At 59.3% G+C, this 13,858-nt stretch carries 18 protein-coding genes; 11 read left to right on the top strand and 7 right to left on the bottom strand.

The window, feature by feature from the left end; genetic code table 11:
* Position 1 precedes the first annotated feature (1 nt).
* The 3 genes from ACW9JE_RS12875 to ACW9JE_RS12865 all read left to right on the top strand — a co-directional run bounded on the left by ACW9JE_RS12875 (position 2) and on the right by ACW9JE_RS12865 (position 2,030).
* Positions 2-607, top strand: coding sequence for an arylesterase (locus ACW9JE_RS12875; RefSeq protein ID WP_457432955.1), 606 nt, complete (start codon positions 2-4; stop codon positions 605-607).
* Positions 608-662: 55 nt separating this feature from the next.
* Complete coding sequence (locus tag ACW9JE_RS12870; RefSeq protein WP_077044623.1) at positions 663-956, top strand: hypothetical protein; 294 nt, start codon at positions 663-665, stop codon at positions 954-956.
* A 102-nt stretch (positions 957-1,058) separates the two neighbouring features.
* Entirely contained in the window at positions 1,059-2,030 is a 972-nt protein-coding gene (locus ACW9JE_RS12865; protein WP_457432954.1) for a L,D-transpeptidase family protein, read from the top strand.
* Positions 2,031-2,153: 123 nt separating this feature from the next.
* Here the strand turns inward: ACW9JE_RS12865 and oprI are convergent, their stop codons facing one another.
* Entirely contained in the window at positions 2,154-2,405 is a 252-nt protein-coding gene (gene oprI, locus ACW9JE_RS12860; RefSeq protein WP_011335311.1) for an outer membrane lipoprotei OprI, read from the bottom strand.
* Between the two features lie 639 nt (positions 2,406-3,044).
* Between oprI and ACW9JE_RS12855 the strand changes: the two genes are divergently transcribed.
* Complete coding sequence (locus ACW9JE_RS12855) at positions 3,045-3,332, top strand: GNAT family N-acetyltransferase (RefSeq protein WP_020800382.1); 288 nt, start codon at positions 3,045-3,047, stop codon at positions 3,330-3,332.
* Positions 3,333-3,403: 71 nt separating this feature from the next.
* Here ACW9JE_RS12855 and ACW9JE_RS12850 read toward each other — a convergent pair whose 3' ends face one another.
* Positions 3,404-4,480, bottom strand: a complete 1,077-nt coding sequence (locus ACW9JE_RS12850; protein ID WP_224537252.1) for a 3-deoxy-7-phosphoheptulonate synthase — start codon at positions 4,478-4,480, stop codon at positions 3,404-3,406.
* 292 nt (positions 4,481-4,772) lie between these two features.
* A complete protein-coding gene (locus tag ACW9JE_RS12845) occupies positions 4,773-5,216 on the bottom strand; it encodes a PilZ domain-containing protein (protein ID WP_224537250.1) in 444 nt (147 codons plus the stop codon).
* Here ACW9JE_RS12845 and ACW9JE_RS12840 point away from each other — a divergent pair.
* The 5 genes from ACW9JE_RS12840 (at position 5,215) to cysB (ending at position 9,175) form a co-directional block, all read left to right on the top strand.
* Positions 5,215-5,601: a thioredoxin family protein gene (locus ACW9JE_RS12840; protein WP_457432953.1), complete on the top strand. Its 387-nt coding sequence runs from the start codon at positions 5,215-5,217 to the stop codon at positions 5,599-5,601. The genes ACW9JE_RS12845 and ACW9JE_RS12840 overlap by 2 nt on opposite strands.
* Positions 5,598-6,554, top strand: a complete 957-nt coding sequence (locus ACW9JE_RS12835) for a putative 2-dehydropantoate 2-reductase (RefSeq protein ID WP_457432952.1) — start codon at positions 5,598-5,600, stop codon at positions 6,552-6,554. Before ACW9JE_RS12840 ends, ACW9JE_RS12835 begins: the two co-directional genes overlap by 4 nt.
* A gap of 26 nt (positions 6,555-6,580) precedes the next feature.
* A complete protein-coding gene (locus ACW9JE_RS12830; RefSeq protein WP_224537244.1) occupies positions 6,581-7,486 on the top strand; it encodes a 5'-nucleotidase in 906 nt (301 codons plus the stop codon).
* A gap of 94 nt (positions 7,487-7,580) precedes the next feature.
* Positions 7,581-8,084 carry a universal stress protein gene (locus ACW9JE_RS12825; protein ID WP_224537242.1) on the top strand — a complete coding sequence of 168 codons (504 nt, stop codon included), beginning with the start codon at positions 7,581-7,583 and terminating at the stop codon, positions 8,082-8,084.
* 116 nt (positions 8,085-8,200) lie between these two features.
* Complete coding sequence (gene cysB, locus ACW9JE_RS12820) at positions 8,201-9,175, top strand: HTH-type transcriptional regulator CysB (RefSeq protein ID WP_175376976.1); 975 nt, start codon at positions 8,201-8,203, stop codon at positions 9,173-9,175.
* Positions 9,176-9,181: 6 nt separating this feature from the next.
* Here cysB and ACW9JE_RS12815 read toward each other — a convergent pair whose 3' ends face one another.
* Complete coding sequence (locus ACW9JE_RS12815; protein WP_224537240.1) at positions 9,182-9,664, bottom strand: GreA/GreB family elongation factor; 483 nt, start codon at positions 9,662-9,664, stop codon at positions 9,182-9,184.
* A 2-nt stretch (positions 9,665-9,666) separates the two neighbouring features.
* Positions 9,667-10,074, bottom strand: coding sequence for a hypothetical protein (locus ACW9JE_RS12810; protein WP_224537238.1), 408 nt, complete (start codon positions 10,072-10,074; stop codon positions 9,667-9,669).
* Positions 10,075-10,197: 123 nt separating this feature from the next.
* Between ACW9JE_RS12810 and earP the strand changes: the two genes are divergently transcribed.
* Both earP and ACW9JE_RS12800 read left to right on the top strand, forming a co-directional pair.
* Positions 10,198-11,340 (top strand): elongation factor P maturation arginine rhamnosyltransferase EarP, encoded by a 1,143-nt coding sequence (earP, locus tag ACW9JE_RS12805; RefSeq protein ID WP_224537236.1) that lies wholly within the window; start codon positions 10,198-10,200, stop codon positions 11,338-11,340.
* 48 nt (positions 11,341-11,388) lie between these two features.
* On the top strand, positions 11,389-11,958 hold the full coding sequence (locus tag ACW9JE_RS12800; protein WP_110964190.1) for an elongation factor P: 570 nt from the start codon (positions 11,389-11,391) through the stop codon (positions 11,956-11,958).
* Between the two features lie 166 nt (positions 11,959-12,124).
* On the opposite strand, the gene ACW9JE_RS12795 is transcribed toward ACW9JE_RS12800, so the two are convergent.
* Both ACW9JE_RS12795 and ACW9JE_RS12790 read right to left on the bottom strand, forming a co-directional pair.
* The gene (locus ACW9JE_RS12795; RefSeq protein ID WP_224537235.1) at positions 12,125-13,135 is read right to left on the bottom strand and encodes an alpha/beta hydrolase; all 1,011 of its coding nucleotides are present in this window, start codon (positions 13,133-13,135) and stop codon (positions 12,125-12,127) included.
* Positions 13,136-13,172: 37 nt separating this feature from the next.
* The gene (locus tag ACW9JE_RS12790; protein ID WP_224537233.1) at positions 13,173-13,592 is read right to left on the bottom strand and encodes an organic hydroperoxide resistance protein; all 420 of its coding nucleotides are present in this window, start codon (positions 13,590-13,592) and stop codon (positions 13,173-13,175) included.
* Positions 13,593-13,858: the final 266 nt, after the last annotated feature.

The following is a 13,858-nucleotide window of genomic DNA, read 5'->3' as shown; positions in this document are numbered from 1 at the left end:
GATGCGTGTATGGTTTTTGAGTGCTGGCCTGGCCTTGATGTGCATGGCCCAGAACGCAGCGGCGGGTACAGTCCTGATCGTTGGCGATAGTATCAGCGCCGGTTTCGGGCTGGATACCCGGCTGGGATGGGTGTCGTTGCTCGAGCAGCGGCTCAAGCGCGAAGGTTTTGACGATAAAGTGGTCAATGCCTCCATCAGCGGCGACACCAGCGCCGGAGGCCAGGCGCGGCTGCCTGCGCTGCTTGCAGAGCATAAGCCTGAGCTGGTCATCCTCGAACTGGGCGGCAATGACGGGCTGCGCGGACTGTTGCCAACGCAATTGCAACAAAATCTTGCGTCGATGATCGACAGCTCCCGCGCCAGTGGCGCCAAGGTGCTGTTGCTCGGCATGCAGTTGCCTCCCAACTACGGTGCGCGCTACACCAAGGCCTTCGCGGATGTCTTCAGCAACGTCGCCAGCGAGAAAAACATCCCGTTGGTGCCATTTTTTCTCGACGGCGTGGGCGGGCATCCCGAGTTGATGCAGGCCGACGGCATCCACCCGGCGGCCGGGGCTCAGGACAAGTTGCTGGAAAATGTCTGGCCTACCTTAAAACCGCTGTTATGACACTTTTCCAGAGGCGGGCTTTCGGCTAATGTGTCGCCCCGATTTGGAGCCCCCGATGCCGCGTCCCGCCTGGTCACTTTTCTCTTACCAACTGATCGAGCCTGACGAACAGCTGGATCTGTTCGCCTGCCAGGAAGTGCGGGTTCATCTGGTGACCCGTCAGCTGGAGCTGGGAGGTTCGGCGGATCGGACCCTGTGCGGAAGCCTGCTGCCGGCTCAACCGCGCTGGTCGAGCGTCGATCGCCGGGTGTTCCAGGACCATCGCCTGTGCTCGCTGTGCCGGGCCATTCTCGAGTCGCAAAAGCGCGGTACCTCGCCGATCTGGCCGGAGCTGCGGTTCGAGCTTTGAAGCCTCAAGATTAGCAAGCTATCGGCTGGCTCCCCGAATACCGGGGTGTCGGTGTACAATCGCGCGCCATACCCTCTGTTGATCATGCGAAGGACTTTCCGGATGTTGCCGCGCTTTCCTGCCGTCACCCGCTGCCTGACTCTTGCCGCGCTCTTTGCAGCAGGTCCCGTTGCAGCATTGGAGCTGCCCCTGCCACCGCCTGGTGAAGACATCGTCGGCCAGGTGCAAGTGATCAAGGCCAAGTACGAAGATACCTTCGCCGACCTTGGCACCACTTACGACCTGGGCTACACGGAAATGGTCGCGGCCAACCCGGGTGTCGACCCTTGGCTGCCGGGCGCCGGCACCGAGATCGTGCTGCCGACCCGTTTCATCCTGCCGCCTGGCCCGCGTGAAGGCATCGTCATCAACCTGGCCGAATACCGCCTCTACTACTACCCGAAAGGCCGGAACGTGGTTTACACCTTCCCGCTGGGTATCGGTCGTGAAGGCTGGGGCTCGCCGATTGCCCACACCAGCATCATCGCCAAGACGCCGAACCCGACCTGGACACCGCCGGCGTCGATCAAGGCCGAACACGCCGCCGATGGCGATCCGCTGCCGAACGTGGTGCCGGCCGGTCCCGATAACCCGCTGGGGCCGTTCAAGTTCACCCTGGGCACTCCGGGCTACCTGATTCACGGTTCGAACAAGAAATTCGGCATCGGCATGCGCACCAGCCATGGCTGTTTCCGCATGTTCAACAACAACGTGCTGGAAATGGCCGGCATGGTGCCGGTGGGCACTTCGGTGCGCATCATCAACGACCCGTACAAGTTCGGCGTAAGTGGCGGCAAGGTTTACCTGGAAGCGCACACGCCACTGGACGACAAGGGCAATCCGTCGGTGGTCGACAAGCACACCTCGGTGATCAACGCGATGCTCAAGCGTGAAGACATCACCAACAACCTGCGCATGAACTGGGATGTAGTGCGTGACGTGGTTGCCGCTGAAGATGGTTTGCCGGTGGAGATCGCCGTACCGAACTCCGCCGCTCCCATGGTGAGCAGTGCACCACTGGATCCATTGCAGTAACATTTGAGAAGAACCCGCTGATGCGCACTGCATCAGCGGGTTTTTTTATGCCTGCACTAAACCGCGGGCAATAAAAAAGCCGACCCAAGAATGGGTCGGCTTGATAACAATCCCGAGGGATTATTACTTGCGGCTAGCTTTTTCCAGCATGCGCAGAGCACGCTCGTTAGCTTCGTCAGCAGTTTGCTGTGCTTTTTGAGCAGCAGCCAGAGCTTCGTCAGCTTTACGGTAAGCTTCGTCTGCACGAGCTTGTGCGCGAGCTGCTGCGTCTTCAGTAGCGGTCAGACGTGCTTCGGTTTCTTTCGATGCGCTGCTGCAACCGGTAGCCAGAACTGCGGCCAGAGCCAGAGCAGAGAATTTCAGAACGTTGTTCATCGTGTTCCCCTTCAAGGACTTTCTATTAAGTGGCTTTCTCCTCCCATTGAGGAAATAGCCGGCGTACATACTACCCATTACTTGTCGTAAGTAAACTGACATAAAGCAGGAAGCCAAAAAAATTGTAGGCGTTGATTCTTTTTCGAGCAACTTTTAACTGCGCTGTTTAAAAAATATTCAGCTGGGAGGCCCGAGATGAGCGAGCCTGCGCGGAAAAGTTCCCCACCTAAACAACTGTTTTTCCGGACTTTCCTAAAGTGTATCTAGATGGTTTCGTCTACACTTTCGTTCGGGTTTTGCGCGATGCCTCTCATATCTTTCTCCATGTACTGGTGACTTTAAACACGGGGGCTCGTCTTAAGTGTCAACATCCGGCAATGATCAGGCTGTCGACACGGGGCGATCCGTGCTCGAGCCGTTCCTGCGTAACCCGGAGCAGCACCCGCCAACCAGACTGATGACGAGCGCACCTTGAGCATTTGCGCCAATGGTGCCTACTATTTGTACGTGCTCGGTTGCGCGAGATCGGTGTAGCTCTTCTCGGTGTCCATTCAGGCACGGGGTGGCGTAGTTGTTCCTTCGCCGGAAAAACATCGGTAAGGTAGGGGTCGAAATTCAAAAGACCCGCGAGGAGTAGTGATGAGCGAGGCGTTGTCCATCCACCATGACCAGGCTGGTCATCAGTTCGAGACCAATGTGGACGGTCATCGTGCCTACCTGACTTATATGGATCTGGGGAAACAGACCCTGGATATCTATCGCACCTTCGTGCCCAACGCATTGCGCGGTCGCGGCATTGCCGCCGCACTGACCGAACAGGCGCTGCAGTACGCCGAGGAAATGGGCTACACCGTCATTCCATCGTGCTCCTACGTCGAGCGCTACATGGAGCGCCACCAGCGGCACGCGGCCAAGCTGAGCCAGTGACCTTCAGCAAAACGAACACATAAAAAAACGCCGGGCTTGCCCGGCGTTTTTTTTGCTGCATTAAAACGTGATCAGGTGCGATCGCGCTTGGGCAGTACATCCTTGAGCTTGGCGTGCATGCTGCGCAAGGTGTTCTCGGTAGCGGTCCAGTCGATGCAGGCATCGGTGATCGACACGCCGTATTGCAGGTCGGCGAGGTCTTTCGGGATTGCCTGGCAGCCCCAGTTCAGGTGGCTTTCGACCATCAGGCCGATGATCGACTGGTTGCCTTCGAGGATCTGGTTGGCGACGTTTTCCATCACCAGCGGCTGCAGGGCCGGATCCTTGTTCGAGTTGGCGTGGCTGCAATCGACCATGATGTTCGGCTTGATCTTCGCCTTGTTCAGCGCTTGCTCGCAGAGCGCGACGCTGACCGAGTCGTAATTCGGCTTGCCATTGCCGCCGCGCAGCACGACGTGACCGTAGGCGTTGCCCTTGGTGGTCACGATCGACACGCCGCCTTCCTGGTTGATGCCCAGGAAACGGTGAGGGCTGGAAACCGATTGCAGGGCGTTGATGGCCACGGTCAGGCCGCCGTCGGTGCCGTTCTTGAAGCCGACGGCCGAGGACAGACCGGAAGCCATTTCACGGTGGGTCTGGGATTCGGTGGTGCGCGCGCCGATGGCCGACCAGCTGATCAGGTCCTGCAGATACTGCGGGGAGATCGGGTCAAGGGCTTCGGTGGCGGTTGGCAGGCCCATTTCGGCCAGGTCCAGCAGCAACTGACGACCGATGTGCAGGCCATCCTGGATCTTGAACGAGTCATCCAGGTACGGATCGTTGATCAAGCCTTTCCAGCCGACCGTGGTGCGTGGCTTCTCGAAATACACGCGCATCACCAGATACAGGGTATCGGACACTTCCGCGGCCAGCACTTTCAGGCGCTCGGCGTATTCGTGGGCGGCCTTGATGTCGTGGATCGAGCAAGGCCCGATGACCACGAACAGGCGGTGGTCGGTGCCATCAAGAATGTTGCGAATGACTTCGCGGCCCTTGGTGACGGTGCGCAGCGCGGCGTCGCTCAGAGGGATGTCACGCTTGAGCTGATCGGGGGTGATCAGCGTCTCGTTGGAAGAGACGTTCAGGTCGTTGATCGGTAAATCAGCCATCGTTTACTCGTCAGGTCACGGGTGCAGGCCGCCAGCGAACCCGCGCGGCGGAGCACAGCAAATTAAGCGCGTCGGGGAGCCGAACCTTAGCGCGTTACACCGTGGCTAGACAATGGGCAGACGCGGGTTTGGGGCGTTTAAGGTCGTGATTTGGCATGGCAGCAGCCCGGTTTTTTGTGGGAGCGAGCCTGCTCGCGAAAAACACCCGGTCCGCGCGGGCATTCTGATACCCGTGGGTCATCGTTGTCGACCATCGCGAGCAGGCTCGCTCCCACAGGGATTGGGTAATTGGCTAATCCAGCACAGGCTGCGCAAACGCCTTGCGCACTGTCTCATGGGAAAACTCGTCGGCATGTTGCTGGACCCACTCCAGCGCCCGGGCCTGGACCTCCTGAAGGTCGTCATGGACGTCATGCTGGCGGCAATAACGCTCTATCCGGCAGACCTGCTCGCCCATCCGCGCGCTGAACAGCGTCTGCTCGTCGACGAAGGCGATGCCCACCAGGTAACCGTGCTTGCGGCGCAGGCACCAGGCCACATAGCCCAGAAAGCGCATGTCGGGGTTCAAGGTCGGCATGCGCACTTCAAGCGCCGTGCCGTGACGCCACGCGCGGTGATAATTGCAAGCCACACCCCCGAGGCTGATAGTGTGCAGCTGTTGCCGCGAAATACACTCGGGCTTGAGTAGCGTCAATTCCACCGGTACATCGTCAGGATGAGGAATGAATCGTCCCATGAACACGGACTCCATGTGTCGGCCATCTGACATTATTTCCCCCAGTATAGTGGTCGAATTGGAACTGACCGATTTTGACGCCGACCAGCGGCTGCTGACGATGAACGGCGTATCTCTGGTGATTTTCACCAGTGTCGGCTGTTCGAGTTGCCGCTTTGCCCGCGAACAATTGCCGACGCTCGATCTGGCGGTCGATCGGCTGTGCTGGATCGACGCCGGAAACAACGGCGGGGTGGTCGAGCGCTATCAGGTCTTTCATTTGCCGGCGCTGTTTGTGGTGCGCGACGGTGAGTTCTTTGGAGCATTGCATTCGCGCCTGACCGCGTCCGAACTGAATCGGGCGATCCGGCAAGCGCTGAGTCGAACAGCTGAGGAGTTGCCATGATGGGGGCAGTTGCCAAACCGACAATCGGTATTATCGGGACCGGTGCAATCGGCGGTTTCTACGGGTTGATGCTGGCGCGAGCCGGTTTTGATGTGCACTTTCTGCTGCGCAGCGAGTTTTCCGCGGTGGCCGAACGCGGGCTGCAATTGCACAGCGCGGTGCATGGCGCGCTCACTTTGAACCCGGTGCAGGCCTACTCGGCCGCCGAAGACATGCCGCCCTGCGACTGGCTGCTGGTGGGGGCGAAAACCTCCAGCAACGCGGACCTGGCGCCGATCATCCAGCAGGCCGCGGCGCCGAATGCCAAGGTGCTGCTGTTGCAGAATGGCCTCGACGTCGAGGACAGCCTGCGTGAATTGCTGCCTGATTCGCTGCATGTGCTGGGCGGGCTCTGCTATATCTGCGTCCATCGCGAAGCACCCGGGGTCATCACCCATCAGGCGCTGGGCGCGGTGCATGTCGGCTACCACAGCGGCCCGGCCGCCGATGGCGCGCAGCGCACCGCGATCGTCGAGGAAGGTGTCGGTTTGTTCCGCGGCGCCGGCATCGATTCACAGGCCATGGCCAACCTGCACCAGGCGCGCTGGCTGAAACTGGTCTGGAATGTTCCTTACAACGGTCTGTCGGTGTTGCTGGGGGCGAGCACCACGCCGTTGATGGCCGATACCGATAGCCGTGAGTTGATCAAGGCATTGATGTCCGAAGTGGTGCAGGGAGCCATCGCTTGCGGTCACGAAGTGCCGGCCGGTTATGCCGAGCATCTGTTCATGATGACCGAGAAAATGCCCGACTACTGGCCGAGCATGTACCACGATCATCTGCACAAGCGACCGCTGGAACTGGACGCCATTTACGCCCGGCCACTGGCAGCGGCAAAGGCCGCGGGCTGCGAACTGCCGCGAATCGAGGCCTTGTATCGCAGTCTGGGTTTCATCGATCGACGTAACCGCTGAGTCGATCCATCCGAGGGGGGAAGGGCATGGCAAAAAACATCGACGACAAACTGGTACTGGCGATTTCCTCGCGAGCCCTGTTCGATTTGAGTGAAAGCCACAAAGTCTATCTGTCGAGCGGCGTCGAGGCCTACCGGCAGTATCAGATCGAGCACGAAGACGAAATTCTCGAACCCGGCGATGCTTTCCCTCTGGTGCAGAAACTCCTCAACCTCAATGCTCACCTCGGCCGTGCCCGGGTCGAGGTGATCCTGGTGTCACGCAACAGTGCCGACACCGGCCTGCGGGTGTTCAACTCGATCGACCACTATGGGCTGGCGATTTCCCGGGCGGCGTTCGTCGGCGGGCGCAGTCCTTATCCTTATCTCAAGGCTTTTGGCTGCGACCTGTTCCTCTCGACCCATGCCGAAGACGTTCGCAGCGCGCTGGACGCCGGTTTCGCCGCAGCGACGATTCTGTCGGGAGGAGCCAGCCGCGCCGCCAGCGATGAATTGCGCATTGCCTTCGACGGCGATGCGGTACTGTTTTCCGATGAGTCCGAGCGCGTCTATCAGTCCGGCGGCCTGGAAGCGTTTCAGGCCAAGGAGCGCGAGTCGGCCCGCGAACCGTTGCGCGGCGGTCCTTTCAAGGGCTTCCTCGCCGCGCTCAATCTGTTGCAGCGCGAGTTTCCCGATGGCGCCTGCCCGATCCGCACGGCGCTGGTCACCGCCCGCTCTGCGCCGGCCCACGAGCGGGTGATCCGCACCCTGCGCGAGTGGGACATCCGTCTGGATGAGTCGCTGTTTCTCGGCGGCCTGACCAAATCGGCGTTTCTCGAGGCCTTCGCCGCCGATGTGTTTTTCGATGATCAGGCCGGTCATTGCGAGTTGGCCCGGGAAGTCGTCGCCACCGGTCATGTGCCCCATGGCATAAGCAACGAGCAAAAGGTTTAAGCCCGCCGATCAACGTGTTGCGCCAAACGTCGTAGTCTCCAAGGCACTGCTAAGCTGAATCAATCTCCGCCATGTTGGTATCAGAGGAGGTCATATGATTCGCTCGATGCTCTATGCCACTGACCTCGGTCTGTACGCCCCCGTGGTGATGCAGCACGCCCTGGAACTGGCACGGACATTCAATGCCGACCTGTACGTAGTGCATGCGGTTGAGCCCATGGGGCTGTTTGCCGAATCAGTGCTGCAGAGCTATCTGGATGAGCAGGCGCTGAACGAATTTCACAGTCAGGGTCTGAATACCGTTATCGCCAATATCGAACAACGGGTACTGGACAGTTTTCGGGAGGAATTGGGAGAAGAGGGCGAGCATGACCTGGAGCGGATCCAGGCGGTACGTGTGCTGCAGGGCGATCCGGCGCAAGTGATTCTGGATCAGGCGCAGAAACTCTCCGTGGATTTACTGATCGTAGGTAGCCATAGCCATGGTGCTGGTGCGGAAACGCCTCTGGGGCGGACCGCAGCGCGTGTGTTGCAGCTGTCGAAGGTGCCGGTTTACCTGGTGCCGCTGGTGCAACGTCGTCGCCAGGGGGATCGCTAGAACGCAATGAATAGTGGCATTCTGATAAAAAAGTTCTAGATTTATTCTTCAAACCATTCATATAGTTATATACCGTCGCTGATGCCCGTGGCGTCTATCTGCTTTGAGGGATTCATATGAAGCTTCAACAACTGCGCTACATCTGGGAAGTGGCGCACCACGACCTCAACGTTTCCGCTACAGCCCAAAGCCTTTACACCTCGCAACCGGGCATCAGCAAACAGATCCGCCTGCTGGAAGACGAACTGGGCGTCGAAGTTTTCGCCCGCAGCGGCAAACACCTGACCCGCGTCACCCCGGCCGGCGAGCGCATCATCACCACCGCCGGCGAGATCCTGCGCAAGGTCGAAAGCATCAAGCAGATCGCTCAGGAATTCTCCAACGAGAAGAAAGGCACCCTGTCGATTGCCACCACCCACACCCAGGCGCGCTACGCACTGCCGCCGGTGATCAGCAACTTCATCAAGCAATACCCGGACGTGGCCCTGCACATGCACCAGGGTTCGCCGATGCAGATCGCCGAAATGGCCGCTGACGGCACCGTGGATTTCGCCATCGCCACTGAAGCGCTGGAGCTGTTCGGCGATCTGGTGATGATGCCGTGCTACCGCTGGAACCGCTGCGTGGTCGTCCCTCACGGTCACCCGCTGACCAAACTGCCGAAGCTGACCCTCGAAGCCTTGGCCGAATACCCGATCGTGACTTACGTGTTCGGTTTCACCGGCCGTTCCAAGCTCGACGAAGCCTTCAGCCATCGCGGCCTGACGCCAAAAGTGGTGTTCACCGCCGCCGACGCCGACGTGATCAAGACTTACGTTCGCCTGGGCCTGGGCGTGGGCATCGTGGCGAAAATGGCCGTTGATACCAAACTCGACAACGATCTGGTCGTACTCGATGCCAGCGAACTGTTCGAATCGAGCATCACCAAGATCGGTTTCCGTCGCGGTACCTTCCTGCGTGGCTTCATGTGCGACTTCATCGAGAAGTTCGCCCCGCACCTGACCCGCGACGTCATGGCCAAAGCCATTCAGTGCCATAACAAGCAGGAACTGGAAGAGCTGTTCGAAGGCGTCGAACTGCCCGTCCACTGATCTTTTCTAGACGACCTCGGTGACAGCGAACTGTTGCCGAGCGCCCGCCACCAGAATCTCCACCTCATCGCCCTCGAACTTGCCCAGCAGGCTTTTGCCCAGCGGTGAGCGCGGGGTGATGACGGTGACCGGTTGTCCCACCAGCTCTACCTTCAGCCCTGCGGCATCCGGTGCCAGGAACAGCCACTGTTCGCGACCCTGTTCGTCTTCCAGGCCCAGCAACGCACCGACCTCGATACCGCGCTGATCGTCATATGGACGCAGAATCAGGTTCTGGCAAAGCGCCAGGGACTGGCGGATTTCCTCGACGCGCCTGGCTTGCCCGGCCGCCAGATAGGACGCCTCCAGTCCCAATGTGTCGTACTTGTTTTCGGCAATGTTCTCTTCGTGTGTAGCCGTTTCGTAGGCGGTCTGCGCCGCGCGCTCGGCGATGTCGAGATCGATGCGCAGTTTGTCGAGAATCAGTTGGTGAACGGTCTGTTTATTCATGATCAATCGCAGAATTGCAGGACATTGGCGCGGCTTTTTTCGCTGGGCGCCGTCTGGTCCTGTTGCAGCCAGAACTGGCATTTGGGGTTCGACAGATTACGGTTACTGCTACGGGCCTGATCAAGGCGTGCGGCCTGTTCGCTCTTGCGCAGGTTCTCTTCGTATTGCTCGAACAGCGGGCTCTGGGGAGGAAGATCGGGAACCTGCTGCACCACGGGCGGGTTGGCCAGTTGTTGCACTGCCTGGGCCACCGGCGCCAATTGTTCGTTGAACACGAAGCGTGAAGCGAGCCAGCAGGTCAATGCGATGGCAATGAACCCCAGCCACAGACCCAAGGCAATGCTGCCGGTCAGTTGCAGGGCATTGAGCTGGATCGGCAACGGGCGGCGCGGGTTGGGACGGTAGGGCATGGTTGCCTCCTGGCGGTGGGTCGCGGGCATTTGCGATTGTCGCAGAAAGATTAATCGTCGTCGGCTCTTCTGTATGGGGGAATTTATGCGGACAATCGCTGCCTTTGCCAACGGGAGCCTGGAATGTCTGAACTGAAAACCCGCTGGGATATTTTTTGCACTGTGGTGGATAACTACGGCGACATCGGCGTGACCTGGCGCCTGGCGCGCCAGCTGGTTGCCGAGCATGGCGTGGCGGTGCGCTTGTGGGTCGATGATCTGCGAGCTTTCGAGCGCATGTGCCCGGAAATCGATATCCACACCGGCCAGCAATGGCAGCAGGGCGTCGAAGTGCGTCACTGGAGCGCCGACTTCCAGCCGGTCGATGCCGCGGATGTGGTGATTGCCGCGTTCGCCTGCCAACTGCCCAGTGCCTATATGGACGCCATGGCCGAGCGCGAGAAGCCGCCGCTGTGGATGAACCTCGATTACCTGAGCGCCGAGGACTGGGTGATCGGCTGTCACGGCTTGCCGTCGGTCAAATACCGGCACGTGCAGAAGTTCTTCTTCTTTCCGGGCTTTCGTCAGGGCACCGGTGGTTTGCTGCGCGAGGGTGGATTGCTCGATCGGCGCCAGCAATTCCAGCAGGATCCCGAGGCTCAGCGCGCTTTCCTGCAGGGCCTGGGGATCGATCGTGTTCCTGGTTCACAGCTGATTTCGCTGTTCGCCTACGAAAACGCGGGGCTGGCCAGCTGGATGGACGCGCTGGCGAGCGATTCGACGCCGACGCATCTGTTGGTGCCGGAAGGGCGGATTCTGGGGGATGTCGAACGCTGGCTGGGCTTAAGCGACCTGACGGCCGGCGCCGTGCATGTGCGCGATGGCCTGACAGTGCAGGTGCTGCCGTTCGTCCGGCAGGACGAGTACGACCGTTTGCTGTGGTGCTGCGATTTCAACGCCGTGCGCGGCGAGGACTCGTTCGTCCGTGCCCAATGGGCGGGCCTGCCGTTGCTCTGGCACATTTATCAACAGGAAGAAGACGTCCATCTGGACAAGCTCGAGGCCTTCCTCACGCTGTATGTGCAGGATCTTTCGGAGCCTGCACGGGAGGCGATCAGTGGTTTGTGGCGTGCCTGGAACGCCGGCGAAAAAATGACCGACCACTGGCAATCGACCCGCAAACACTGGCCAGAGCTGCAAAAACACGCGCAAACGTGGTGTCTGGAACAGGCCTCCCGGCCCGATCTCGCCGCGGCGCTGGTACAGTTTTATGTAAATTGGCTATGATACGCGGCCTAGATTTTTGTAAATCCCATCCAAATTCGGATATTCGCAATGAAAACTGGTAAAGAACTCAAACCCGGTACCGTGCTGCGTATCGACAACGATCCATGGCTGGTTCAGAAAGCTGAATTCACCAAGTCGGGCCGTAACAGCGCGATCATGAAGACCAAGCTGAAGAACCTGCTGACCGGCTACAAGACTGAAACCGTTTACGGTGCGGACGACAAGCTGGACGACGTGATCCTGGATCGCAAAGAAGCGACCCTGTCGTTCATCAGCGGTGACTCCTACACGTTCATGGACACCACCGACTACACCATGTACGAGCTGAACGCTGAAGACATCGAAGCCGTTCTGCCGTTCATCGAAGAAGGCATGACCGACGTCTGCGAAGCCGTGTTCTTCGAAGGCCGTCTGGTTTCCGTAGAGCTGCCGACCACCATCGTGCGTCAGGTTGCCTACACCGAAGGTTCCGCTCGCGGCGACACTTCCGGCAAGGTCATGAAGCCTGCCAAACTGAAGAACGGCACCGAACTGTCGGTTGCTGACTTCATCGAAATCGACGACATGATCGAAATCGACACCCGCGAAGGCGGTTCCTACAAAGGCCGTGCTAAATAAGCACTGCTTGAGGAATGAAAAAGCCCGACCATTGAGTCGGGCTTTTTTGTGCCTGAAAGATTCCTGTAGGAGCGAGGCTTGCCCGCGAAAGCGTTCTATCAGCCGACACTGATGTCGATTGGTATTGCGCCTTCGCGGGCAAGCCTCGCTCCTACAAGGGATTGTGTTACTTCAGGTGCTCCTTGAGCTCCTGCGAAGCCTGCAACATCGCCGAACGCACCGCTGGGACCTGGCTCACCACGTTGAGCAAACCGTAGTCGTGGATCATGCCGTTGTAGCGAACCGAGGTCACCGGCACGCCGGCTTCGTCGAGTTTGCGGGCGTAGGCTTCGCCTTCGTCGCGCAGCACGTCGGCACTTGCCGTCTGCACCAGCGCCGGTGGCAGGCCCTTGAGTTGCGCAGGGGTCGCCCGCAGCGGCGAGGCGTAGATCTCGTTACGCTGGTTGGCGTCGGTGGTGTAGTTGTCCCAGAACCACTTCATCATGTTGCGGGTCAGGAAGTGCCCCTCGGCAAACTGGTTATAGGAACCGGTATCGAAGTTGGCATCGGTCACCGGCCACAGCAGGACCTGATACTTGATTGCCGGTGTGCCCTTGTCCTTGGCCATCAGCGCGACCACTGCCGCCATGTTGCCGCCGACGCTGTTGCCGGCCACGGCCAGACGCTTGCCGTCGACGTTGATCTCTTTGCCGTGCTCGGCCACCCACTTGGTTGCCGCGTAGGCCTGGTTGATCGCAACCGGGTAATGCGCTTCCGGAGACGGGGTGTAGTTGACGAACACCGCCACCGCGCCGGAACCGGCCACCAGGTCACGAACCAGCCGTTCGTGGGTCGGGAAATCCCCAAGGACCCAGCCACCGCCGTGGAAGAACATGAACACCGGCAACTCACCTTTGACCCCGGCCGGCCGGACGACGGTCAGACTCAGCGGCTGGCCATCGACCTGGATTGTCTTCTGGCTGACATCGGCTTTCGGTAACGTCAGCTTCACCCCCGACTGCGCGCCCACCAGCACGGCGCGGGCATCCTTGGGCGTCATCTGTTCCATCGGTTTGCCGGTGCCGGCGTTCAACACATCGAGAAATGCCTGGGTGTTGTGTTCAACGTCGCCGGCAAACGCGCTGTGGACGGACAGAGCGAGAAGGGTACCGGTCAAGACTTTGCTGAAAGTGTTCATGTTCATTTCCTGTTCGGGCCTGGTTGGACGGCGACGGTTAGACGGTCACGTGCAGACGTACATCGACGTTGCCACGGGTGGCGTTGGAGTACGGGCAGACCTGGTGGGCTGCGTCGACCAGTGCTTGTGCGTCGGTTTGTTCCAGGCCCGGCAGGCTGATGTGCAGGTCGATGTCCAGACCGAAACCGCCAGGGATCTGGCCGATGCCGACATGGGCGGTGATCGAGGCATCGCTCGGGATGCTGCGCTTGGTCTGGCTGGCGACGAATTTCAGGGCGCCGATGAAGCAGGCGGAGTAGCCGGCGGCGAACAGTTGCTCAGGGTTGGTTGCCGCGCCGCCTGCACCGCCGAGTTCTTTTGGGGTGGCGAGTTTGACGTCGAGAATGTTGTCGCTGGAGATCGCACGACCGTCACGGCCACCGGTGGAAGTTGCGATTGCGGTGTAGAGAGTTTGCATGGTGAAAGCCTCGTTCGATTTGATTTGACTGGGTTTGTGTTGCGCTAAATGTTTGTGCGCTAACTGAGTGCGAGGTGAATGTATCGCGCTAATATTTAGTGCGCAAGATAAATTTCTGAAAAAGTTTTCAATGAGCCAGCGATCTGGTCGTTAGTTATTGATTTATAGAGATTTATTCAGCGAAAAAAATTTTGTGGAGAACAGATGCAAGTGTGGGAGATTCTATGTTGCAGGGGAACCCTGCAGCCTTAAATTCGGCTGGTATT

Source organism: Pseudomonas sp. SDO55104_S430, assembly GCF_054070595.1.
This window is presented reverse-complemented; position numbering and strand designations above follow the sequence as displayed.